This is a genomic window from Stenotrophomonas sp. C-A, from assembly GCF_054030835.1.
In genome coordinates this window covers 190,893-214,224 of record NZ_CM132916.1, presented here as the reverse complement: position 1 = coordinate 214,224, position 23,332 = coordinate 190,893, and the positions used below count along the sequence as shown (strand labels likewise).

Below are 23,332 nucleotides of genomic sequence, written 5' to 3'. Positions count from 1 at the left end.
CTTTGCGTGCGACAACAGGCGTCACTGCTGGTGCGGCGCAACATGCCGGGGGCCGGGGCCAGATCCCTTTTGCCGTGCAAAAGGGATCTGGCCCCGGCAACAGAAGCAAAAGCAGTCGAGCATGGCTCGACTCTACAAAACCGGGGCGCCGATCGCGCGCAGGCAGAAGCTGCAGATCGCATCCACCAGTGCGTCTTCGTCGCGGTGTGCTTCGCGGCTGGGCGCGGTCGGACCGACCATGGCTTCGGTGAAGGCGCCGACCAGGCAGGCGGCGGCCACATGCGCGTCCTGCGCCGGCAGCTCACCGGCCGCCACGCCCTCCTCCACCAGCCGCAGGAACACGTCACCGAAGGCGCGGCGACCGCGCATGCGCTCGGCTTCCACCTCCGGGTCGACCGGTTCAACGATGAAGGCGTGCGCCAGCCCCGGCCCGGCCAGGGCGCGGCGGACGAAGGCGGTGATCGCCAGCCGCAGGCGCTCGCTGGCCACCTCCGGGCCGCTGGCGATGCGCTCCATGATCGCAACCTCGTGGGCCACGGCGGCGTTGAGCACCTCCACGAACAACTCGGCCTTGGACGGGAAGTGCCGGTAGATCAGGCCGGTGGACACCCCCGCCTGGGTCGCCACGGCGGTTACCGGAGCATTGCGCCAGCCACCGGTGGCGACCAGCTCGCGGGTGGCCAGCAGGATCCGTTCACGGGCCCCGGCCAGGCGTTCTTCCATCAGTGCAGAGCGTTTGTAGGCCATGTTTTGATTCTATTTTCAATTTTTGAATTTGTATTCACTTCTTACCCGAACCCCGCTACGCTGGGGTCCAATCGCCCGTGCGGGCGGCGGTCCTGCAGACCGCCGCCCGCTCCCCCGCCGGGTGCGTCCATTTCCTGCCATCCCGCCGTGGAGCCACCACAATGCACGTGCCATCCCTGAACTTCGACCTTGGCGAAGACATCGACCTGCTGCGCCAGAGCGTGGCCCATTTTGCCGCCGCCGAGGTCGCACCGCTGGCCGCCGAGGCCGATGCCACCAATCAGTTCCCGCTGGCCCTGTGGCCGAAGCTGGGCGAACAGGGCCTGCTCGGCCTCACCGTGGAAGAAGCATACGGCGGCACCGGCATGGGCTACCTGGCCCACGTGGTGGCGATGGAAGAGATCTCGCGTGCTTCCGGCGGCATCGGCCTGTCCTACGGCGCGCACTCCAACCTGTGCGTGAACCAGCTGCGCAAGAACGGCAACGAAGAACAGAAACAGCGCTTCCTGCCGGGCCTGTGCAACGGCAGCCTGGTCGGCGCGCTGGCGATGAGCGAGCCGGGTGCCGGTTCGGACGTGGTGTCGATGAAGTTGCGCGCCGACAAGCGCGGCGACCGCTACGTGCTCAACGGCAACAAGATGTGGATCACCAACGGCCCGGATGCCGACGTGCTGGTGGTCTATGCCAAGACCGACATGGACGCCGGCGCCAAGGGCATTACCGCGTTCCTGGTCGAGAAGGGCATGAAGGGCTTCTCCACCGCGCAGAAGCTGGACAAGCTGGGCATGCGCTCCTCGCCCACCTGCGAGCTGGTGTTCCAGGATTGCGAAGTGCCGGAAGAGAACGTGCTGGGCCAGGTCGGCGGTGGCGTGCGCGTGCTGATGTCCGGCCTGGACTACGAGCGCGTGGTGCTGTCCGGCGGCCCGCTGGGCCTGATGGCCGCGGCGATGGACGTGGTGATGCCGTACGTGCACGAGCGCCACCAGTTCGGCGAGGCGATCGGCAGCTTCCAGCTGATCCAGGGCAAGATCGCCGACATGTACGTGGGCCTGGGCGCCTGCCGTGCGTATGTCTATGCCGTGGCGCGCGCCTGCGACCAGGGCCGCACCACCCGCCAGGACGCGGCCGGTGCCATCCTGTACGCCGCCGAGAAGGCGACCTGGCTGACCGGCCAGGCCATCCAGATCCTGGGCGGTAACGGCTACATCAACGAGTATCCGACCGGCCGTTTGTGGCGTGACGCCAAGCTGTATGAAATCGGCGCCGGCACTTCGGAGATCCGCCGCATGCTGATCGGCCGCGAACTGTTCCAGCGCACCCTGTAAGGCCACCGCGATGACCGTCCTGAACAGCCAGCTGCAACCGGGCAGCGAAACGTTTGAAAGCAACCGCGCGGCCATGCAGGCCGTGGTTGACGATCTGCACGCCACGCTTGCCCGCACCGCGCTGGGCGGCAGCGAGGCGGCACGCGCCAAGCACACCGCACGCGGCAAGCTGCTGGTGCGCGACCGCATCGACGCCCTGCTCGACCCCGGCAGTGCCTTCCTGGAAATCGCACCGCTGGCCGCGCATGGCATGTACGAAGACGCCGTGCCTGCCGCCGGCGTGGTGGCCGGCATCGGCCGCGTGAGCGGCGTGGAATGCGTGATCGTGGCCAACGATGCCACGGTCAAGGGCGGCACCTACTACCCGATGACGGTGAAGAAGCACCTGCGCGCGCAGGAGATCGCCGAGCAGAACCACCTGCCGTGCATCTACCTGGTCGATTCCGGCGGCGCGTTCCTGCCGCTGCAGGACGAAGTCTTCCCCGACCGCGATCATTTCGGCCGCATCTTCTACAACCAGGCCAACCTGTCGGCGCAGGGCATTCCGCAGATCGCCTGCGTGATGGGCAGCTGCACCGCCGGCGGCGCCTACGTGCCGGCGATGAGCGATGAAACGGTAATCGTGCGCGAACAGGGCACGATCTTCCTCGGCGGCCCGCCGCTGGTGAAGGCCGCCACCGGTGAAGTGGTGACGGCCGAGGAACTGGGCGGTGCCGACGTACACACCCGCATCTCCGGCGTGGCCGACCACATGGCCGACAACGATCTGCAGGCGCTGGCACGGGTGCGCGCGATCATCGCCCAGCTGAACTGGCGCAAGCCGGAGCCGGCGATGGCGGTGCAGGCGCCCGAGGAACCGCTGCTGCCGGCGCATGAACTGTATGGGGTGATTCCCGCCGATACGCGCAAGCCCTACGACGTGCGCGAGGTCATCGCACGCCTGGTCGATGGCTCGCGCTTTGACGAGTTCAAGCCGCGCTACGGCGCAACCCTGGTCACTGGCTTTGCCCATCTGAACGGCTACCCGATCGGCATCATCGCCAACAACGGCATCCTGTTCTCCGAGTCGGCACTGAAAGGCGCGCACTTCATCGAGTTGTGCACCCAGCGCAACATCCCGCTGGTGTTCCTGCAGAACATCACCGGCTTCATGGTCGGCCGCAAGTACGAACAGGGCGGCATCGCCAAGGACGGTGCCAAGCTGGTGATGGCGGTGGCCTGCGCCAAGGTGCCCAAGTTCACCGTGGTGATCGGTGGCTCGTTCGGGGCCGGCAACTACGGTATGTGCGGCCGCGCGTACTCGCCGAACTTCCTGTGGATGTGGCCCAACGCGCGCATCGGCGTGATGGGTGGCGAACAGGCCGCCAGCGTGCTGGCCACGGTCAAGCGCGATGGCATCGAAGCCAAGGGCGGCCAGTGGCCGGCAGCGGAGGAGGATGCGTTCAAGGCACCGATCCGCGAGCAGTTCGAGCAGCAGGGCCACCCGTACTACGCCAGCGCGCGCCTGTGGGACGACGGCGTGATCGATCCGGCCGACACCCGCCGCGTACTGGCCCTGGCGCTGTCGGCCAGCCTCAACGCCGCCCCGCAGCAGACGCGCTTCGGCGTGTTCCGCATGTAACCCATGCCATGACCGAGCACGCTCCCATGAAGCCCGTTGCCATGTTCACCAAAGTCCTGATCGCCAATCGCGGCGAAATCGCCTGCCGCGTCATCGCCACCTGCCGCCGCCTCGGCATCGCCACCGTGGCGGTATATTCCGATGCCGACCGCAACGCGCGCCACGTGCGCCTGGCCGACGAAGCCATCCACATCGGTCCGGCCGCTGCACGTGAAAGTTACCTGCGCGGCGATGCCCTGCTCGACGCCGCACGCCTGACCGGCGCGCAGGCGATCCACCCCGGTTACGGCTTCCTGTCCGAGAATGCCGACTTCGCCGATGCCTGCGCCGCCGCCGGCATCACCTTCATCGGGCCGCCGGCCAGCGCCATCCGCGCGATGGGCGACAAGAGCGCGGCCAAGGCATTGATGGCGAAAGCCGGCGTGCCGCTGACTCCGGGCTACCACGGCGACCAGCAGGAACCGTCCTTCCTGCGCGAACAGGCCGACGCCATCGGTTACCCGGTGCTGATCAAGGCCAGCGCCGGTGGCGGTGGCAAGGGCATGCGCAAGGTCGAGCGCAGCGAGGACTTCGTCGATGCGCTGGCCAGCTGCCAGCGCGAGGCGGCCTCGGCGTTCGGCAATGACCACGTGCTGGTCGAGAAGTATGTCGAGCGCCCGCGCCATATCGAGATCCAGGTGTTCGGCGATTCCCACGGTGATGCGGTGTACCTGTTCGAGCGCGACTGCTCGGTGCAGCGCCGCCACCAGAAGGTGCTGGAAGAAGCCCCGGCGCCAGGCATGAGTGCCGAACGCCGCGCGGCGATGGGCAAGGCGGCGGTCGATGCCGCGCGCGCGGTGGGCTACGTCGGTGCCGGCACGGTGGAGTTCATCGCCGGCCCGGACGGCGATTTCTACTTCATGGAAATGAACACCCGCCTTCAGGTTGAGCACCCGGTGACCGAATACATCACCGGCACCGACCTGGTGGAATGGCAGCTGCGCGTGGCCTCGGGCTTGCCGCTGCCGCTGCGCCAGGAGCAGCTGGCGATCCACGGCCATGCCATCGAAGCACGCCTGTACGCAGAAGATGCCGACCGCGGCTTCCTGCCCTCCACCGGTACCCTGCGCCGCCTGCGCCTGCCGGCGCCGTCTGCCCATGTGCGCGTGGATACCGGCGTGGAGGAAGGCGACAGCATCACCCCGTACTACGATCCGATGATTGCCAAGCTGATCGTCTGGGACGTGGACCGCGATGCCGCGCTGCGCCGCATGAGCCAGGCGCTGGCCGACTGCCAGGTAGTGGGCGTGACCACCAATGCCGGCTTCCTGCGCCGGCTGGTGAACACCGATTCGTTCGCGCACGCCAAGCTGGATACCGCGCTGATCGAACGCGAACAGGCGGCATTGAGTGCAGCGGGCGATACGGATGATGCCCTGTGGCAGCTGGCCGCCGTGGCCGCTGTTGCAAGCACTGCCGGTGCCGGCAGCGATGCGCGCGACCCGCATTCGCCGTGGCAGGCGCAGGACGGCTGGCGCCTTGGCGCGTCCGCGCCGCGCGTATTGCCGCTGCAGCAGGGAGAGCGCCGGCACACGCTGAAGGTGTGGGCGCAGGCCGATGGCTGGCGCGTGCAGTGCGACGATGCGGCGCCGGTGCAGGTGATCGGCACGGCCAATATGCAGGGCCTGACGGTGCAGCTGGGCGAGCGCCGCTGGTCGTTGCAGCTGCTGCGCGAGGGCGACCAGCTGTATCTGTTCGGCGCCGATAGCCAGCACCGCTTCACCCTGCATGATCCGGTGGGCGAATCGGACCACGCCGTGGCCGATGCCGGCAGCCTGCTGGCGCCGATGCCGGGCAGGATCGTCGCCACGCTGGTCGCCGCCGGTACCGAGGTCAAGCGCGGCACGCCGCTGGTGGTGCTGGAAGCGATGAAGATGGAGCACACCCTGCAGGCACCGGCGGACGGCACGGTGAAGGGTTACCGCGCCAAGGCCGGCGACCAGGTGGGTGACGGTGCAGTACTGGTGGACTTCGAGGCGGCGTGAACGCCGCGGCGGCGACCGCTCAGCGGTCGTCGCCCACCACCACCCGGCCAGCAGGATCGAATTCGGCCGTGTCCAGCGTGGCACTGCGCCAGCCCAGGCCGCAGATGGCCATCGCGCTCTGCCCGATGCCGTCGAAACCGAAGGCACGATCGACATCGGCATCGTTGATGGCTGCGGTGACGAATGCCGCCAGGCCACGCTCGGTCGCGCACAGGTACAGCAGCTGCGAGATGTGGCCGACATCCAGCGTCACCGCACGATACGCCTTGGCGTGGTTGCGGTACTTCCAGAAGCAGCGGTCGTACCGCGGTGCCAGCACCAGCAGCGCCGGTGCATCGGCGAACCACTCCTGACCGGACAGCATCCGCCGTGCCAGCGCGGGCAATGCATCGGGCGGCGGCGAGGGCAACGGCAGTACCGCGTGCTGCACGGGGTGGTAGTGGTACAGCCCTGGTACCAGCCCTTCCACGTTCTGTACCAGCAGGAAACCTTCGGTGGGATGCAGGCCGCCGCCGGAGGGCACGTTCTTCTTCAGGAACTCCGTATCACGCTCGACCTTCTGCACCGCGTGGGCCATCAGCGTGCGCTGCAGCACCTGGGCCAGCAGCGGCAATGGCAGTGCACGCTGCGGGTCGAAATTGCGGCAGGTCGTGCGCTGCGCCAGCAGCGCGTCGAACGCGGCCTCTTCGCTGCGCGGCAGCGGCTGGTAGTCGCCCTGCAGGGCTTGCACCACCGGTGGCGGCGGCCCCAGCCGCTGGCGCAGGCCGGCAGCGGTATCCAGACCCTGGCGACGCATGTCCTCCACGCTGTCCACCGCCTGCCAGCGCGCATGGCGATGGGCCAATGCGGCCAACGGCCACCACTGGCTGCGTCGCAATGCCTCATCACGCATCTGGTGCCCGACTTCATCCGGCGGGTCGGTCAGCAGCAGCCCCTGCTCGACCAGGCGCGCCAGCATCGCCGGAGAGGTGCCGGCCGGCGGTTCGCTCCAGCGGTGCGCGCTGAGCTCGCCCAGCAGCTGGCGCTCCTCGGCGTCCACCGGCAGCGGCTGGTCCAGATGGGCGGCCAGGGCCACCCAGCTGATCTGGCTGTCCATCTCGGCCTGGCCGGCCAGCATCGCGCGCAGGTCCAGGGTGACCGACTCGCGGGGCTCGAACATCAGGCTGGCGCAGCGGCGCAGGCGCATGGGTTTCCTTCCTTCTGCCGCACAACCGGCATAGCAGCAACGACCGCGACGCGGCCAACTTTAGCGACATGCACGCCACCGCCCTCAATGGCAGGCTGTCGCGGCCGATACGAGAAACTCAACCTACGGACGATCCCCATGAGCACCCATCCCCGCCTTTCCGCCGAAGACGCCAGCACCCTGCTGGACCACCTGATCGGCAACGACGACTTCCGCAACCACTTCACCGCATCGCCGGGCAAGGCCCTGGCCTCGATCGGCCTGGACGGTGCCGTTGGCGAGAACGACTGCATGAAGATCGGCACCCTGGCTTCGGTCGAGGAGCTGCGCCGCACCCGCGATTCGCTGCATGCGTACCTGAGTGCCTCAACCGCCTCGATGACGGTGGTGTTCTGCTTCGAAGCCGACCGGATCGACGAGCGCGTCAACGCCTGAGTCCGCATCAACGCGGCACCCGCACCGACGTCGCCTCCGTGGCGATGTCGTGCACATTCAGGGGCTGCCAGACCTGCATGGACGCCACCTCGGCAATGGCCTGACCGTGGTGCCGGGCCAGCCAGGCCTGCTCGCGGCGCACGCCGGCAGTGTCCTGCTCGGCACGCAATGCCTGCAGCAGCACAACATGGGCCTGCACCGGTTCGCTGCCATCAAAGGTGGGCTCGAGCAGGTGGCGTGCCGCTTGCGGACGCTGTTGCGCCAGTTCGGCCATCGCCAGCACAACCCGGCGCCACTTGCCCACCACAGGGCTGCGCTGCCGCTCCAGCAGTTCGCCGTGGTCACGCAGCCACTCTGCGGCCAGCGCATGCTGGCCCTGGCGCTGGGCCAGATAGGTCAGGGCCAGCAGCTGCAGACTGCGGCTACCCACGGCGGAGTCGTCGTTCTTCCGCAGCAGCGGTCGCAGCATGGCGGCGATGGATTCAAGCTCCTTCGCATCGCCGGCCGTGCACAACGTGGTCACGGTGGCGTGTTGCAGCCGTTGATGGATCTGGTAGTCGATCAGATCCGGTGCCGGGCCATCCGCAGCGATCGCGGCATGCAGGCTGCTGCAATCACGCTGCTCCGCAGCCACCAGCAGGTTTGCCCGCAGGCGCATGCGCTGTTGCAGGTCATCCCCCCGCGGCAACCGCATCAACAGCTGCTGTGCCTGTGCGTCCAGGCCCTGCGCAACCAGCACGTCCACATCCAGGTCGTCGGCCTCGTCATTGCCGCGCAGCATCTGTGCCTGGTGCAAGGTGCGCGTTGCCTGCTGCGGCAGGCCGAGGCCCAACTGTGCCCGCGCCAGATGGATCATCGGATACAGCCGCAACGGGTCCTGAGGCACCGTCGCGGCGCGCGCATAGGGCGCGGCCTCGGCGAAGCGATTGTCCTGCAGCAGCCCCCAGGAGGTATTGGACAGCCCCGCAAACGAATCCGGATAGATCTTGGCCAGTGCACGCCACTGTTCCAGCGGCCAGCCACCGGGTTCCAGTTCGGCCTGCCAGCCCTTCAGGTACAGGCGCTCACGCGCGGGCAAGCGCTGCTGCTGGGCCAGCGCGTGCTCCAGCGCGTCACGCGCGTCCGCAACCTGCGCAGTGCGGGCCAGCAGCTTGGCCACGCCCATGTAGGCCAGGGCGAAACCGGGATCGATATCGATCGCCGCCTGGTAGAGGTTGCGTGCTTCTTCGAAGCGACGCTGGCCCAGTGCGCTTTCGGCCAGGGCAAACGCACGCAGTGCGCGCAGGTCCTGGGTCGATGCCCGCGGCAGCGGCAACGACTGTTCCAGGCTCGCCACCGATTCGCCCAGTCCGCGCCGCAGGCGCCCGACCACGTCGTCCACCGCGAACACCATCTGATCGGATCGATCCACGGTGGCGGTGAACGTCTGGATCACCTGGCCGGTGCCGGGTGCGGCGACGTCGATGGCCAGCTCATAGCCACCAATCTTCTGCCGCACGGTCGGCAACAACACGGCGCGCGCGCCCTCGCGCACCGCCACCTCGGCCGCGGTATCGCGGTTGAGCCGGGTATCGCCCGAGAGCCGCGCCATTTCCAGGCTCTCGCGGATCTTGCCCTCCGACAGCACGTTCACGTAACGCGACTGCTCCAGCGCAATCCGGATGGCGTGCCGCATCGAGTCGTCGAAGATCGGGTCGCCAGTGAGGTTGTCGACATCGCCGAGCACCACCCAGTCGCGCTCGGCGAACGCGATCGCCGGTTCAGGTCGCAGCAGCAGCCAGCCGCCCAGCACCACCACCGTCAGTACCAGACCTTCAGCGGCCAGCACCAGTGGCTGCCGCCACAGCGGCAGGTCACGGCGCGCCTTGGCATTGGCACGCGGCATGCGCAACGGCGCCGAGCCGATCTCGCCTACTTCGATCACTTCCTGCACCACCGGCACGCCCTTGAAGCGCCAGCGCCCGTGCGACTTCCACAGCAGGCGCGCGCCGCGCTCGCCCAACGCATCGGTGGCGCGGCGGGTCAGTGATTCGGCCACGGCCGACAACAGGATCTGGCCAGGCCGTGCCAGCATCATCAGGCGCGCCGCCATCGGCTTGGCCAGCCCTTCCACTTCCATCGACTTGGCGCCGGCGCGCACCGCTTCGGGACTGTTGTCCCAGGTCAGTACGTCACCCACATGCAGGCCGGCACGCGCACGCAGTTCAATCGAACGCTGCTGGCCCAGCGTGTGCAGTTCGCACTGGTAGTCCAGCGCGAAACCGAGCGCATCGATGGCGCGCTCGAACAGCATGAACAGACCGTCGGAGCGATCGATCAGCTGGCCATTCCAGCGGTGCTGCAACACCAGCACCAGGCGGTCGTGTTCCTGGAACAGGCTCGCGGCCGCGACGTCGCCGATCCGCTCGACCAGCTGCAGCGAATCACACAGATCGGTGAACAGCAGGGCGCGTAGCTGGGGGCTATGCGGGGCTGACGTTCCGTTGTCGCCATTCATCGCCTGCATCTCCCTATGGGCCGTCCGGAGCATCCACCCAGCGCAGGCAGTTGCCGCCATCGCGCTTGGCCTGGTACAGCGCGCGGTCCGCACTGGCATACCACTCGCTCCAGCCGGCCTCCGGCGCCAGCAGGCTGGCACCGATGCTGACCAGGCTGACATGCGGCGTGCCATGACTGCGTTCGAGCAGGCCATGCACCGCGCTGAGGATGAACTCGGCCGCGTGCTGCACGATCTCGTGATTGCCACGGCGCAGGATCAGGCAGAACTCATCGCCGCCGAGGCGGCAGGCCAGGTCCTGCTCACCGGCCATCGAGCGCAGGATGTTGCCCATGCTCTGCAGCACACGGTCGCCGGCCTGGTGGCCGTGACGATCATTGATCTGCTTGAAGCGGTCGCAGTCGATCAGCAGCAGGGCCTGCGGCAACCCGTCACCGTCGGCGCGGCACTCCTGCAGGTACAGGGTCAGGCCACGGCGGTTGTGCAGCCCGGTCAGTTCATCGGTACGCACCAGCTCACGGGTGTGGGTCAGCTGATGGGTGGTGATGTACAGATTGTCCAGCGCGGTTTCCAGATCATGGTTGCGCCGGCGCAGCTGGCTGATCAGGGCCTGCTCGTTGGTCAGCACGCGCATGATCGTGCGCCGCAGGAAGTAGGCGACCAGGCCGGGATCGGATTCCACCAGGCGATGGAAATCGGCCGGGCCCAGCTCCAGTACTTCGCAGTCGGCCAGCGCGCGTGCACTGGCGCTGCGCAGGTGATCACCGACCAGCAGGCCAAGCTCACCGAAGAACTCATGCTGGCCGAGCGTCTTGATCACCAGGTCCTCGCCGAAGTCCAGTTCGATCTGGCCCTGGAGGATCACATACATCCGTTCGCCGCGATGGCCACGCTGGAACAACCACTGTCCGGCATGAAGCTTGCATGGACGGGCAAATCTGGCGAACAATGCCACCTCGGCAGCGGACAGCAGCGCGTGCACGATCTCGGCCATCGCCACCCGGGCGATACCTGACGTCACATCACTGTTCTCGGCCGCACCCCTGCCGGTCATTCCCTGCACCCGCCGCCAGCGTCCCCTGGTGAGCCGCGGAGCATAGCACCGCTTTAAAGTGTGCGCCCTATCTCATTTTGACCCTTCTGCCGATCTTGATTGATGTGAAGATCGATGGTGGCCCGTTCTGGTCACGGGTGTCCGGGCAAAACCCCTGCTGGATCAATCCGATGCCGGGTTTCACAGGGTTTCGGCCAAGTTGCCGGCACACGGGGTGCGCCTGATTGACGCTGCCTGCTGGCCGCGCCTTTGCATCGATACAACAACGCCGGCAGGTCCCCCGACCGGCCGGCGTTGTCTGGCCCTTCCCTGGCCACCCTGATCGCTCTGAGGCCCGGTAGTGCCGGCCGCTGGCCGGCAACCATCTGGACCTCGGGAACATCGACGGGTTGCCGGCCAGCGGCCGGCACTACCGCATCACGCAGCGCGTTCGCTGCGCCCGCCGTGGAACTGCTCTTCCTCGGTCGAGCCGGTCAGCGCGGTGGTCGACGACTGGCCCTGCTGGATCGCCTGGGTCACCGCGTCGAAGTAGCCGGTACCGACCTCGCGCTGGTGCTTGACCGCAGTGAAGCCACGCTCGGCCGCTTCGAACTCGGCTTCCTGCAGCTCCACGAACGCGCTCATCTGGCGGCGTGCATAGCCGTGGGCCAGGTTGAACATGCCGTAGTTCAGCGCATGGAAGCCGGCCAAGGTGATGAACTGGAACTTGTAGCCGTAGCTGCCCAGCTCGCGCTGGAACTTCGCGATGGTGGCGTCGTCCAGGTTCTTCTTCCAGTTGAAGCTGGGCGAGCAGTTGTAGGCCAGCAGCTTGCCCGGGAACTTCGCATGGATCGCCTCGGCGAACTTGCGTGCGAATTCCAGATCCGGCTTGCCGGTCTCGCACCACACCAGGTCGGCGTAGGGTGCATAGGCCAGGCCACGGCTGATCGCCTGGTCCAGGCCATTGCGGGTCTTGTAGAAGCCTTCGACGGTGCGCTCACCGGTGGTGAACGGCTTGTCGTTGCCGTCGATGTCACTGGTCAGCAGATCCGCTGCTTCGGCATCGGTGCGCGCGACCAGCAGGGTCGGCACGCCCAGCACGTCGGCGGCCAGGCGCGCCGCGTTGAGCTTCTCGATCGCCTCACGGGTCGGCACCAGCACCTTGCCGCCCATGTGGCCGCACTTCTTCACCGAGGCCAGCTGATCCTCGAAGTGCACGCCGGCGGCACCGGCCTCGATCATCGCCTTCATCAGTTCGAAGGCATTGAGCACGCCACCGAAACCGGCTTCTGCATCGGCCACGATCGGCTGCAGGAAGTCGATGTCATCCTTGCCTTCGGCATGGTGCAGCTGGTCGGCGCGCAGCAGCGTGTTGTTGATGCGCTTGACCACTGCCGGCACCGAATCGGCCGGGTACAGCGACTGGTCCGGGTACATCTGGCCGGCCAGGTTGGCGTCGGCCGCCACCTGCCAGCCGGACAGGTAGATGGCCTTCAGGCCAGCCTTGACCTGCTGCATGGCCTGGTTGCCGGTCAGCGCACCCAGCGCGTTGACGAACTCGCGCTCATGCAGCGACGCCCACAGCTTCTCCGCACCCAGGCGGGCCAGTGAATGCTCGATGTGGACGGTGCCGCGCAGGCGCACCACGTCGGCGGCGCTGTAGTTGCGCTGGATGCCTTCCCAACGCGGGTTGGTATCCCAGTCGTGCTGGATCTGTTCGGCAGTGGGCAGCTTGCTCATGTCTTTCTCCAGTTCGGTTCGTGCGTGCAGCGGGGAGGGAAACGGCGGGTTTGCGGGCAGTCGGTCAGTCGATGCGCGCGTAGGCCGGCAGGGTCAGGAAATCGGTCAGTTCGTCGCTGCGGCTCAGTTCGCCGAGCAGGGCGATGGCTTCGCTGATGCGCGCACCACCAGGCAGCGCGGCGGTATCGCCCAGCCGTGCCGGCAGCTGCGAGAGGGTGGAATCCAGCAGCGCCAGATCGATCGCAGTGCCATCGTCCAGCTGCTGGCCCGGTGTGTGCAGCCACTGCCACAGCTGGCTGCGGCTGATCTCGGCGGTGGCCGCGTCCTCCATCAGGTGATGGATCGGCACGCAGCCGTTGCCATCCAGCCACGCCGCCAGATAGCGTACGCAGACTTCCACGTTGCCCTCGAAGCCGGCGCGGGTGATGGTTCCTGGCGGCCGCGCGATCAGTTCGTCGCGGCCGACGCGCACATCCTGGCGCAGCACGCTGTGCTGGTTCGCACCGGGCATGTGTTCGTCGAAGATGGCCATCGCCACCGGAATCAGCGCCGGATGCGCAACCCAGGTGCCGTCATGGCCGGCGGTGACTTCGCGCAGCTTGTCGGCGCGCACCCGGGCCATCGCCTGTTCGTTGGCGGCGGCATCGTTGTTGATCGGGATCTGCGCGGCCATGCCGCCCATCGCATGCGCACCGCGGCGGTGGCAGGTCTGGATCAGCAGTTCCGAATACGCCTTCAGGAACGGCTGGGTCATGGTCACCTGGCCGCGTTCGGGCAGCACGCGGTCGGCGTGGCGGCGGAAGGTCTTCAGGTACGAGAAGATGTAATCCCAGCGCCCGCAGTTCAGGCCGACGATGCGGTCACGCAGTGCGTGCAGGATCTCGTCCATCTCGAACACCGCCGGCAGCGTTTCGATCAGCACGGTCACCTTGATCTGGCCGTGCGGCATTCCGAGCATGCCTTCGATGTGCGACAGCGCGGTCTCCCACAGCGCCGCCTCTTCCATGCTCTGCAGCTTGGGCAGGTAGAAGTACGGGCCGCGGTCCTTGGCCTGCAGGGTGCGGGCGTTGTGGAAGGCGAACACCGCCGCGTCGAACAGGCCGCCGGCGATGAACTGGCCATCGATGCGCACGTGCTTCTCGTCCAGATGCCAGCCGCGCGGGCGCACGATCAGCACGGCCTGTTCGTCGTACGGGCGCAGGGTGTAGTGCTTGCCATTGGCGGCGGTGAATTCCAGATCACCACGCACCGCCGCCGCCAGCGACTGCTGGCCGGCCAGCAGATTGCGCCAGGTCGGCGAGGTCGAATCCTCGAAGTCGGCCATGAACACCTTGGCACCCGAGTTCAGCGCGTTGATGACCATCTTCGGGTCGGTCGGGCCGGTGATCTCGACGCGGCGGTCCTGCAGCGCGGCCGGCAGCGGCGCGACGGTCCAGTCGCCGCTACGGATCGCGAGGGTGTCTTCACGGAAGTCCGGCAGGCCGCCCTGGTCGAAGAACGCCTGGCGCTCGCGGCGGGCCTGCAGCCGTGCCTGCCGGCCCGGTTCCACCGCACGGTGCAGCGACACCAGCAGGGCCAGCAGCGGCGCCGGCAGCACGGTGTCCTGGCCGGCCACGTGGGTCGCCAGGGCGATGCCGGGGGTGGCCTTGCTGGCAGGGGTGGGAACAGCGGAAGCGACGGCGGACATGGGGCAACTCCAGCGGTGGGGGAACGCCTCCACGGTGCCGCCCGGGCCGAGTATTTGGCAAAACAGTTTTTGCAATGCTCTACATAAGTTGTGCTAATACTTGTAACGCCATGACCACGCGCCCCTCACCAAGTCCGCGTTTTTCCTACAAATCCGACCGGTTGAAGCCGCTGCGCGCGTTCTGCCAGACGGTGCGCCTGGGCTCGGTCTCACGGGCGGCTGAGGCACTTTTCGTCAGCCAGCCGGCCATCAGCCTGCAGTTGCAGGCGCTGGAACGGGAGCTGGGGGTGCCGTTGTTCGAGCGCAGCGGGCGGCGCCTGGTGCCCAGCCGCGAGGGCCAGCTGCTGTACGAAATGGCACAGCCGCTGGTGGAGAACCTGGACGGGCTGGAGGCGCGGTTCCGCGACAAGGTGCGTGGCCTGGACGCGGGCGAGCTGAACATCGCCGCCAACAGCTCGACCATCCTGTACCTGCTGCCGAAGATCGTCGAACGCTTCCGCCTGCATCATCCGGACGTGCGCCTGACCCTGCACAACGCGATCAGCGCCGACGGCACCGACCTGCTGCGCGAGGATGCCGCCGACCTGGCGATCGGTTCGATGACCGATGTGCCGGCCGACCTCAGCTACGCGCCGGCCTACCGTTTCGAGCAGGTGCTGATCGCCCCGCATGACCATCCTCTGGCCAGCGGAGGCGAACTGGAACTGGCCGACATCGCGCGCTATCCGCTGGTGCTGCCACCGAAGCGGCAGATCACCTACCGGCTGGTCGACCAGGTGTTCCAGCGCCACCGCATCGCCTACACCGTGGCGCTGGAGGTGGGCGGCTGGGAAGTGATCAAACAGTACGTGGCGATGGGCATGGGCATTTCCATCGTGCCGGCGTTGTGCCTGAACGAGGCCGACCGCGAGCGGCTGGCGGCGCGGTCGATGAAGCGCTGGTTCCCGGAGCGCAGTTACGGGGTGATCGTGCGCCGGGGCAAGGCACTGTCGGCGCAGGCGCGGGCGTTCATCGAGCTGATCCAGCCGGAGTTGTTCAGCCCGCGCGATTACGACCAGAGCGGGCATTCGGAGCGGTGAGGGGTGTTCTGGTTTGCAGGGCTGCCGCCCTGCACCTGCAGAGGCCGAAGCAACGGCAACGTCAACGGCAACAGCGGGCATTCCGTGGGATGGCGGGGTGGGTCCGGTTGCGGGGGACGCCGTGAACCCGTCCATGGGGGCTTGGTCGCGGCATCCATGCCGCTCACACCCCCGCAACCGGACCCACCCCGCCTTCGACAGTTGGTCGCTGCTGTTGGTGCCAGCTGCTGTTGGTGGGTGCCGACCGTTGGTCGGCACGGGATCGGATCCCATCTCTGATTCATTTCCGGCTGACGATGAATAAACTGGCCCCATGTCCATCGAACTCCGTCACCTGCGCTACTTCCTCGCTGTCGCCGATACGCTGCACTTCGGCCAGGCGGCCGAGCGGCTGGGCATGTCACAGCCGCCGCTCAGCCAGCAGATCCGGCAGCTGGAGGAACTGATCGGTGCGCGGTTGTTCGTGCGCAGCCATCGTCGTGTGCAGCTGACGCCTGCCGGTGAGCTGCTGCAGGAGCGTGCACGCGCCATCGTGCAGCAAGTGGAAACGGCGGTGGATGAGGTGCAGCGCGCGCAGCGCGGCGAGCAGGGTGAGCTGCACATCGGCCTGACCCGGGCCACGCCGCTGTCGCCGCAGATTCCGCGTTCGATCCTGCGCTACCGCCAGCAGTACCCGCAGGTGCGCCTGCAGCTGAGCGAGATGAACACGCTGCAGCAGATCGATGCGCTGCTCGACGGTTCACTGGACGTGGGCATCATCCGCAAGCGCGCGTTGCCGCCGGAACTGGTGGCGCACAGCCTGTTCGTCGACCCGCTGGCGTTGATCGTGCATGCCGACCACCCCGCCCTGCGCAAACTGTCGAAACAAGGAACGCTGTCGCTGCGCGACTTCGCGCAGGAGCCGTTCGTGGCATTTCGCCGCAGCGCGGGTGCGGGCATCCATGACCACATGATCGCGTTGTGTGCGGCTGCCGGATTCACGCCACGCATCGTGCAGGAGGCGGGTGAAGCCTCGACGCTGATCAGTCTGGCCGCCGCGGGCCTGGGCGCAGCCATCCTGCCGTCGTCGTGCGATCACATCCGGGTGGAAGGATCGCGCTTCGTGGCACTGGCCGATGCTGGCGCGCATTCGGAAGTGCAGCTGGCCTGGCATCGCGAACGGGTGACGCCGCTGATCCGCAACTTCGCTGGGCTGCTGCGCGGGGCGTTCGTGGAGGGCTGAGCGTGCAACCCACCGGGTAGTAGCCAACCTTGGTTGGCCCACGACCACAGCGCCGACCAAGGTCGGCCTATACCAGAGTAGGATCACGCCGTCACCGGCTGCGGGGCGCGCTGCTGCAGCGCCCAGACAATGCCACCGCCGATCAGGGTCAGCACGGCGGCGAACAGGCACACACCCAGCCAGTCCCACGCCGCATAGGCCAGGCCGCCTAAAGCACCGAGCACACTCGAACCCAGGTAATAGGCAAACAGGTACAGCGCCGAGGCTTCCGCGCGCATCGTGCCGGCACGGCTGCCAACCCAGCTGCTGGCTACCGAGTGACCGCCGAAGAAGCCGAACGTCACCAGCGCGATGCCGAGTGCCATTGTGCTCAGCCAAGGCAGTGCCAGCAGCGCGATGCCGGCGCCGATCAGTGCGAACGAGATCGACAGGATGCGACCGCGGCCGTAGCGCGTGGCCTGCTGGCCCATCCACGCCGAGCTGAAGGTGCCCACCAGGTACACGCTGAAGATCAGCCCGACCACGGTCTGGCTGAGGTGGTACGGCGGCGCCAGCAGGTGGTAGCCCAGGTAGTTGTAGAGGGTGACGAACACGCCCATCAGCACGAACGAGGTGGCGAACAGCCACGGCAGCCCCGGGTCGGCGAACAGCGTGCGCCAGCGCGACGGCAACTGGCGCAGGCCGTCACGGCGGGGATGGAAATGGCGCGACGGCGGCAGCTGCAGCCACAGCAGCACGGTGCTGGCCACCGCGATGATCGAGACCACGCCGATGCCCCAGCGCCAGCCCCAGTGGTCAGCGATGATGCCGGCCAGCAGGCGCCCGCTCATGCCACCAATGGCATTGCCGCCGATGTACAGGCCCATCGCCAGGCCCAGCGCGCGGCTGTCCATTTCCTCGACCAGGTAGGTCATCGCTACCGCCGGCACGCCGCTCAGCGCCAGGCCGAGCAGGGTGCGCAGCACCAGCAGCGTGGTCCAGTCATCCACCAACGCCGTGCTCAGCGACAGCATGGCCGAGGCCAGCAGCGCAGCGATCATCAACGGGCGACGGCCGACCGCGTCGGACAGCAGGCCGGCCAGCAGCATGGCCACCGCCAGCGTGCCGGTGGTCAGCGACAGCGACATCGCGCTGCCGGCGGCGGACACGCCGAAGTGGCGGCTGAATTCGGGCAGCAGCGGCTGCACCGTGTACAGCAGGCCGAAGGTGGAGAAGCCGGCCAGGAACAGCGCCAGCGCGGTGCGGCGGAAGGCCGGTGTGCCCTGCTGGATGCGGGTCTCGGCGTCTGAGTCGACGGTGTGGGGGCGGCGTTCGACGGCCACCGTGGTTTCGCCAGTCATGGAGTCAACGGGCCGGTGGGGACGGCCGGGCGTGGGAGGGAACGGGCCTCAGACTAGGCCCGTCCATCCAGTCGATCCATAACCTGATAGGTCAGGATTGATATACAGGAAGTATCAATTCAGCTTACAGGCGCTGCCACTCGAAGCCGGCGCCCCGGCGGTAATACACCGCCACGGCGCGGCCGTAGACCTTGTCGGCATCGACGAAGCCGAAGAAGCGGCCATCGAAGCTGTTGCCACGGTGGTCGCCCAGCACCAGCACCTTGCCGGCCGGCACCACCAGATCGGCGATGTCCGGACCACCGCCCATGTCCAGGTCGAGGCGGGCGCGACGCTCACCGAAGGCTTCCACGTCCTGCAGGTCGGCGGTCTGCAGCGGCTGGCCGTTGATGCTCAGGTGCCCTTCGTGCAGCTGCACATGGTCACCGGCCACCGCGGCCACCCGCTTGATCAGGCGGGTGCCGTCGGCCGGCGAATCGAATACCGCCACCTCGCCGCGTTGCGGGGTGCCGGTCGCCAGCAGTTCCTTGGCGGTGAACGGCAGGCGCAGGCCGTAGGCGCGCATGTCCACCACCACCCGGTCGCCGGGCTGCAAGGTCGGCTGCATCGAGCCGCTGGGCACCACGTAGTGGTTGGCCAGGGTGTCGCGGGCGGCGGCCAAGAGGCCGAGCATCACCAGCAACGGCAGCGCCTCTTTCTTCAGCCAGGCCAGCGCGCGTTCGGAAAAGGGAGGGCGGGCAACAGCGTCCATGGCAGGCTCCGGGTGAGTGGTAGCTGCATCAGACCACATCCGGGCCGAAGAGGTTCCCGAGCCGGCGTGTTGTAGAGCCGAGCCCGCGCTCGGCTGCTCTTCGAGCGTCGGTGCACGCCAGCCGAGCGTGGGCTCGGCTCTACAGGAAGGATTACGCAGGTTTTACGCCCCGGCCCGGCCGCGGGCATCGCACCTTTACGGGCAGCACGCGCATCGTGTGCCCACCGCGCCACAGGGCGCATTCCGCAAGGTGTTGTATGACCCTCCTGGTGATCCGCCACGCGTCTCCGTCGGCGCCGCGCCCGCAGCTGCCGGCGCAGCTGAGCGGCCATCGCGTGCTGTGCAGCGACTGCGCCAGCCTGTCCGAGGTACGCCAGTGCCTGTGCCAGCCGCAAGCGCGCTCGGCCGACTGGGTACTGCTGGATGTCGGCGCCGCCGACGAGGCGCAATGGCAGGCCGAAGGTGGCGCGCTGCAGGCGGCGCTGGAACGGCTGCCGGCGCAGTACATCGAGCTGCAGGCGCCCAGCGAGCCCGGCCTGGAGGCACGCCTGCGCCTGCAGCATGGCCCCGCCGCAGTGGTGGTGGACCAGCGCAGCCAGCAGGCCGGTTACCCGTTGTCGCTGGCCATCGTTGGCCGCCGCCTGGCGCAGGAGGGCTGAGCCATGTCGATCTTCATCATCCGCGGCCCGGAGGCGGCCGGTGCGTTGATCCGCACGGCGATGCCACTGCCGGCGCCGGTACTGAAGTCGCTGGTGCATCGCGCGATCGATGCCGGCACCAGCGTGGCGATCCGTGCCTGCGGTTCGGAACAGGAGCTGCTGGATGCGCTGCGCGTGGCTGATCACAGCCGTGGCGAGGTGACGCTGCTTGATCCGGGTGCGTGTGCCAACAGCCTGCGCCTGCAGCGCCTGCTGCCCTACCTGCACAACGCCTACGTGGAAGTGCACGACGACGGCGCAGTGGCCGAGCCGTGCCTGCCGGCCGGTGTCGGCCAGCGCCTGGGCATCGCCGCCGGCTATGGCGCGCAGAGCTATGTGCTGGCGCTGGACATCGCACTGGATCACCTGGGACTGGCCGAGCAGGCCAACCGGGTGCACGTGGGAACGTAACGCTGTCTGTAGAGTCGAGCCATGCTCGACTGGCTTTTCCGCCTTTGTAGAGCCGAGCCCATGCTCGGCTGCCTTTCCAGGAAACATCAGCCGAGCATGGGCTCGGCTCTACACAAAGAAAAACGGCGAGGTTGCCCCCGCCGTTTTCGTTTTCTTATTTCAGCCCGCGGAACTTCAGCAGCGGTTCCACCGACGGGTCCTTGCCGCGGAAATCGCGGTACAGGGTCGACAGCTCCACACTGTTGCCGCGCGAGAGGATCTTGTCGCGGAACTCCTGGCCATTGGCCGCGGTCAGGCCACCGTGCTCGGTGAACCACTGGTAGGCGTCATGGTCCAGCACTTCGGCCCAGAAGTAGGCGTAGTAGCCGGCCGAGTAACCGCCACCCCAGATGTGGTCGAAGTAGGTGGTGCGGTAGCGCGGCGGCACCTGCGGCAGGTCGACCTTGAACTTCTTCAGCGCGCTGGCTTCAAAGGCGCCGACATCCTGCAGCGGCGCATCGGCCTTCTGAGTGTGCCAGGCCAGGTCGAGCAGTGCGGCCGACAGGTACTCGGTGGTCGCATAGCCCTGGTTGAAGCTGCGTGCCTTGAGGATCTTGTCGACCAGTTCCTGCGGCATCGCCTCGCCGGTCTTGTAGTGCTTGGCGTAGTTGGCAAACACCTTCGGATCCAGCGCCCAGTGCTCGTTGAACTGCGACGGGAACTCGACGAAATCACGCGAGGTGGCGGTGCCGGCAATCGACGGGTACTTCACGTTCGAGAACATGCCGTGCAGCGCATGGCCGAACTCATGGAACATGGTGGTGACGTCGTCGAAGCTGATCAGCGCCGGCTGGCCGGCGGCCGGCTTGGTGAAGTTGCAGACGTTGTAGACCACCGGCTTGGCACCGGTCAGGCCGTCCTGCTCGACGAACACGTCCATCCAGGCGCCGCCGGACTTGCTGTCACGCTTGAAGTAGTCGGTGTAGAACAGCGCCAGCGAGGTGCCGTCCTTGTCGAACACTTCGTACACCTTCATGTCCGGGTTGTAGGTCGGAATGTCGGTACGCGGCTTGAAGGTGATGCCGTACAGCTGGGTGGCGGCGTAGAAGACGCCGTTCTGCAGCACGTTGTCCAGCTCGAAGTACGGCTTGATCTGCGACTCGTCCAGATCGTACTTGGCCTTGCGCACCTGCTCGGCGTAGAAATCCCAGTCCGAAGCGGCGACCTGGAAACCACCCTTCTGCGCGTCGATCACCTTCTGGATCTCGCCGGCTTCGGTGCGCGCCTTGGCGGTGGCGGCCGGCACGGTGTCGGTCAGCAGCTTGAGCGCGGCGGCCGGGGTCTTGGCCATCTGGTCGCCCAGCTGGTAGTCGGCGAACGTGTCGAAGCCAAGCAGCTTGGCCTTCTGCGCACGCAGCTGGGCCAGGCGCTGCACGGTCTGCCGGGTGTCGTTGGCATCGCCGCGCTCGGCGCGGGTTTCCGAGGCCTTCAGCACAGCGGCGCGCTGGTCGCGATCGCTCAGCGAACCGAGCACCGGCTGCTGGGTGGTGTTCTGCAGCGGCAGCAGGAACTTGCCATCCAGCTTGCGATCCTTGGCGGCGGTGGCAGCGTTGTTGATCGCATTCTCGTCCAGGCCGGCCAGCTTGGCCTTGTCGTCAACGACAACGGCCGCGGCGGCGGTGGCAGCCACCAGGCGGGTATGGAACTGGGTGGAAAGGGTGGTTTCTTCCACGTTGAGCTTGCGCAGGCTCGCCTTGTCGGCGTCGGACAGCTGCGCGCCAGCGCGCACCAGGCCGTCGTAGTAATGCTCGACCAGGCGCTTCTGCACCGGGTCCAGTTCCAGCGTGTCACGCTGGTCGTACAGCGACTTCACGCGCGCGAACAGCTTCGGGTCGAGGTTGATCTCGTCCTGGTGCGCGGCCAGCTTCGGCGCCACCTCTTCCTGGATCTTCTGGCGTGCATCGTTGGTATCGGCCTGGACCAGGCCGAAGAAAATGCGCGACACGCGGTTCAGGGTCTCGCCGCTGCGCTCCATCGCCACGATGGTGTTGTCGAAGGTGGCCGGTTCGCTGCTGTCGGCGATCTTGCGCACGTCGGCCAGGTGCTGGCGCATGCCTTCCTCGAACGCCGGCAGGTAGTCGCTGTCCTTGATCTTGTCGAACTGCGGCGCCTGGAACGGCAGCGTGCTGGCGCTCAGCAGCGGATTGGTGGAGGCTTCGGCCGGCTGCTGGGCCGGGGCTTTCTGGGCATCGGACACGGGGGTGGACTCCTTGCCGGAACAGGCCGCCAGCGCCAGGCTGATGGCGGCGGCCAGGACTACGGTACGCGACATGTAAAACGCTCCTTGGGCAGACGGTACGGGATACCAGCCCTCCACCCTACTCCTGTCGCGCTCGCCCGGCATGTGCCGGACGTGGCGTCTATGCGGCGACCTGCGGCCGGCTCAGACCGTACCGCGGGTCTTGCCCATCCACGGCCGGTAGAACTCACGGATGGCGGCCATGTCGGCGGCGTCATCGCCGCTGGGCGTGAACAGCGGGCCGATGCCGATGGTCTTTTCCGGATAGTGGAAATACGCGGCCAGGATCGGCACGTCGGCCATCCGGGCGATCTTCAGGAAGCCGGCCTTCCAGTCCTTCACGGCCTTGCGGGTGCCCTCGGGCGTGATGGCGAACCACATCTTCTCGTTGTTGCGCAGCAGGTCCACCGCCTGGCCCACTGTGCCCTGCGGCGAGCTGCGGTCCAGCGGGATCACGCCCAGCTTGTGCAGCAGTGGGCCCAGCGGCCACCAGAACAGCGATGCCTTGCCCAGCACCTTGACCTTCATGCCCAGTGCGATCTTGGCCGCCATGCCCCACAGGCCATCCCAGTTGGACGAATGCGGGGCGATGATGAAGACCAGCCTCGGGATGTCAGGCAGGGTACCGGTCACCTTCCAGCCGCCCATGCGCAGGGTGCAGCGCGCCAGCCAGCGCAGGAAGGCGTTGGGTTTGACCTGCGGCATCTGCGGCGGCACAGCCGGCAGCAACGAAGTCGGGTTGTTCAAGCAATCACTCCCAGTCACGTGATGAGCGCCCGCGCTTGATCTGCGCGCGCCCGCGTTTGGCGTCCAGACGACGCAGTTTCGACCCGAGGGTCGGCTTGGTGGCCTTGCGCGGTTTGGGCACGCTCAGCCCGGCCTGGATGAAGGCCGCCAGCCGATCGCGCGCATCCTCGCGATTGCGATCCTGGGTCCGGAAACGTTGCGCGTCGATGACCAGCACGCCTTCGCCGGTCATGCGCCGGTCACGCCGCGCCAGCAGGCGCATGCGCAACGGTTCGGGCAACGAGGGCGAGTTGGCCACGTCGAAACGTAGTTCCACCGCGGTGGAGACCTTGTTGACGTTCTGGCCACCGGCACCACTGGCACGCACGAACCGCTCGACGATCTCGCCGTCGGGGATTTCAAGCTGCGCGCTGATGGTGACCGGTCCACTGCCCATCCGCGCATTGTAGCGGCAGCCACGTGCCGGAGTGCGGCATCGCGCACCGTATGCCGCCGATCAGGTACCGAACAC

19 protein-coding genes are annotated in these 23,332 nt (G+C 67.3%); 8 read left to right on the top strand and 11 right to left on the bottom strand.

The genetic code is table 11. From position 1 onward, the window contains the following. Window positions 1-132: 132 nt before the first annotated feature. The gene (locus tag ACW5IY_RS00955) at window positions 133-747 is read right to left on the bottom strand and encodes a TetR/AcrR family transcriptional regulator (RefSeq protein WP_049435473.1); all 615 of its coding nucleotides are present in this window, start codon (window positions 745-747) and stop codon (window positions 133-135) included. A 161-nt stretch (window positions 748-908) separates the two neighbouring features. Here ACW5IY_RS00955 and ACW5IY_RS00950 point away from each other — a divergent pair, with 161 nt between their 5' ends. The 3 genes from ACW5IY_RS00950 to ACW5IY_RS00940 are packed head-to-tail and all read left to right on the top strand — an operon-like array spanning window position 909 to window position 5,717. Beyond that, window positions 909-2,072 (top strand): isovaleryl-CoA dehydrogenase, encoded by a 1,164-nt coding sequence (locus ACW5IY_RS00950; RefSeq protein ID WP_049435471.1) that lies wholly within the window; start codon window positions 909-911, stop codon window positions 2,070-2,072. Between the two features lie 10 nt (window positions 2,073-2,082). Further along, a complete protein-coding gene (locus ACW5IY_RS00945; RefSeq protein ID WP_049435470.1) occupies window positions 2,083-3,693 on the top strand; it encodes a carboxyl transferase domain-containing protein in 1,611 nt (536 codons plus the stop codon). A gap of 8 nt (window positions 3,694-3,701) precedes the next feature. Beyond that, window positions 3,702-5,717, top strand: a complete 2,016-nt coding sequence (locus ACW5IY_RS00940; RefSeq protein WP_457326871.1) for an acetyl/propionyl/methylcrotonyl-CoA carboxylase subunit alpha — start codon at window positions 3,702-3,704, stop codon at window positions 5,715-5,717. A 19-nt stretch (window positions 5,718-5,736) separates the two neighbouring features. On the opposite strand, the gene ACW5IY_RS00935 is transcribed toward ACW5IY_RS00940, so the two are convergent. Next, window positions 5,737-6,903: a putative peptide maturation dehydrogenase gene (locus ACW5IY_RS00935; protein WP_049435467.1), complete on the bottom strand. Its 1,167-nt coding sequence runs from the start codon at window positions 6,901-6,903 to the stop codon at window positions 5,737-5,739. Between the two features lie 138 nt (window positions 6,904-7,041). Between ACW5IY_RS00935 and ACW5IY_RS00930 the strand changes: the two genes are divergently transcribed. Beyond that, entirely contained in the window at window positions 7,042-7,338 is a 297-nt protein-coding gene (locus ACW5IY_RS00930) for an NHLP-related RiPP peptide (RefSeq protein WP_010487062.1), read from the top strand. A 7-nt stretch (window positions 7,339-7,345) separates the two neighbouring features. On the opposite strand, the gene ACW5IY_RS00925 is transcribed toward ACW5IY_RS00930, so the two are convergent. From ACW5IY_RS00925 to aceB, 4 genes are all read right to left on the bottom strand, one after another. Continuing rightward, window positions 7,346-9,844 (bottom strand): putative peptide modification system cyclase, encoded by a 2,499-nt coding sequence (locus ACW5IY_RS00925; RefSeq protein ID WP_049435465.1) that lies wholly within the window; start codon window positions 9,842-9,844, stop codon window positions 7,346-7,348. Between the two features lie 4 nt (window positions 9,845-9,848). Then, window positions 9,849-10,889: a GGDEF domain-containing protein gene (locus ACW5IY_RS00920; RefSeq protein WP_019337655.1), complete on the bottom strand. Its 1,041-nt coding sequence runs from the start codon at window positions 10,887-10,889 to the stop codon at window positions 9,849-9,851. Window positions 10,890-11,306: 417 nt separating this feature from the next. Next, window positions 11,307-12,608 carry an isocitrate lyase gene (gene aceA, locus ACW5IY_RS00915; RefSeq protein WP_019661879.1) on the bottom strand — a complete coding sequence of 434 codons (1,302 nt, stop codon included), beginning with the start codon at window positions 12,606-12,608 and terminating at the stop codon, window positions 11,307-11,309. A gap of 64 nt (window positions 12,609-12,672) precedes the next feature. Continuing rightward, complete coding sequence (gene aceB / locus ACW5IY_RS00910) at window positions 12,673-14,295, bottom strand: malate synthase A (RefSeq protein ID WP_049435463.1); 1,623 nt, start codon at window positions 14,293-14,295, stop codon at window positions 12,673-12,675. Between the two features lie 110 nt (window positions 14,296-14,405). On the opposite strand from aceB, the gene ACW5IY_RS00905 reads away from it, so the two are divergent. Together ACW5IY_RS00905 and ACW5IY_RS00900 are read left to right on the top strand one after the other, a co-directional pair. Then, window positions 14,406-15,374, top strand: a complete 969-nt coding sequence (locus ACW5IY_RS00905; protein WP_024956234.1) for a LysR family transcriptional regulator — start codon at window positions 14,406-14,408, stop codon at window positions 15,372-15,374. A gap of 313 nt (window positions 15,375-15,687) precedes the next feature. Continuing rightward, window positions 15,688-16,596: a LysR substrate-binding domain-containing protein gene (locus tag ACW5IY_RS00900; RefSeq protein WP_049435461.1), complete on the top strand. Its 909-nt coding sequence runs from the start codon at window positions 15,688-15,690 to the stop codon at window positions 16,594-16,596. 83 nt (window positions 16,597-16,679) lie between these two features. Here ACW5IY_RS00900 and ACW5IY_RS00895 read toward each other — a convergent pair whose 3' ends face one another. Together ACW5IY_RS00895 and lepB are read right to left on the bottom strand one after the other, a co-directional pair. Further along, on the bottom strand, window positions 16,680-17,936 hold the full coding sequence (locus ACW5IY_RS00895) for an MFS transporter (RefSeq protein ID WP_049435460.1): 1,257 nt from the start codon (window positions 17,934-17,936) through the stop codon (window positions 16,680-16,682). A gap of 124 nt (window positions 17,937-18,060) precedes the next feature. Then, window positions 18,061-18,687 carry a signal peptidase I gene (lepB, locus tag ACW5IY_RS00890; RefSeq protein ID WP_049435459.1) on the bottom strand — a complete coding sequence of 209 codons (627 nt, stop codon included), beginning with the start codon at window positions 18,685-18,687 and terminating at the stop codon, window positions 18,061-18,063. Window positions 18,688-18,944: 257 nt separating this feature from the next. Here lepB and ACW5IY_RS00885 point away from each other — a divergent pair, with 257 nt between their 5' ends. Then, window positions 18,945-19,346, top strand: coding sequence for a hypothetical protein (locus tag ACW5IY_RS00885; RefSeq protein ID WP_049410017.1), 402 nt, complete (start codon window positions 18,945-18,947; stop codon window positions 19,344-19,346). Window positions 19,347-19,349: 3 nt separating this feature from the next. Beyond that, the gene (locus ACW5IY_RS00880; RefSeq protein WP_004153636.1) at window positions 19,350-19,796 is read left to right on the top strand and encodes a 3-dehydroquinate dehydratase; all 447 of its coding nucleotides are present in this window, start codon (window positions 19,350-19,352) and stop codon (window positions 19,794-19,796) included. 154 nt (window positions 19,797-19,950) lie between these two features. Here the strand turns inward: ACW5IY_RS00880 and dcp are convergent, their stop codons facing one another. The 3 genes from dcp to arfB form a co-directional block, all read right to left on the bottom strand. Beyond that, on the bottom strand, window positions 19,951-22,107 hold the full coding sequence (gene dcp / locus ACW5IY_RS00875) for a peptidyl-dipeptidase Dcp (RefSeq protein ID WP_049435457.1): 2,157 nt from the start codon (window positions 22,105-22,107) through the stop codon (window positions 19,951-19,953). A 111-nt stretch (window positions 22,108-22,218) separates the two neighbouring features. Continuing rightward, window positions 22,219-22,779: a lysophospholipid acyltransferase family protein gene (locus ACW5IY_RS00870; protein ID WP_224329368.1), complete on the bottom strand. Its 561-nt coding sequence runs from the start codon at window positions 22,777-22,779 to the stop codon at window positions 22,219-22,221. 46 nt (window positions 22,780-22,825) lie between these two features. Further along, window positions 22,826-23,257, bottom strand: a complete 432-nt coding sequence (gene arfB, locus ACW5IY_RS00865; RefSeq protein ID WP_019337436.1) for an alternative ribosome rescue aminoacyl-tRNA hydrolase ArfB — start codon at window positions 23,255-23,257, stop codon at window positions 22,826-22,828. Between the last annotated feature and the right edge of the window lie 75 nt (window positions 23,258-23,332).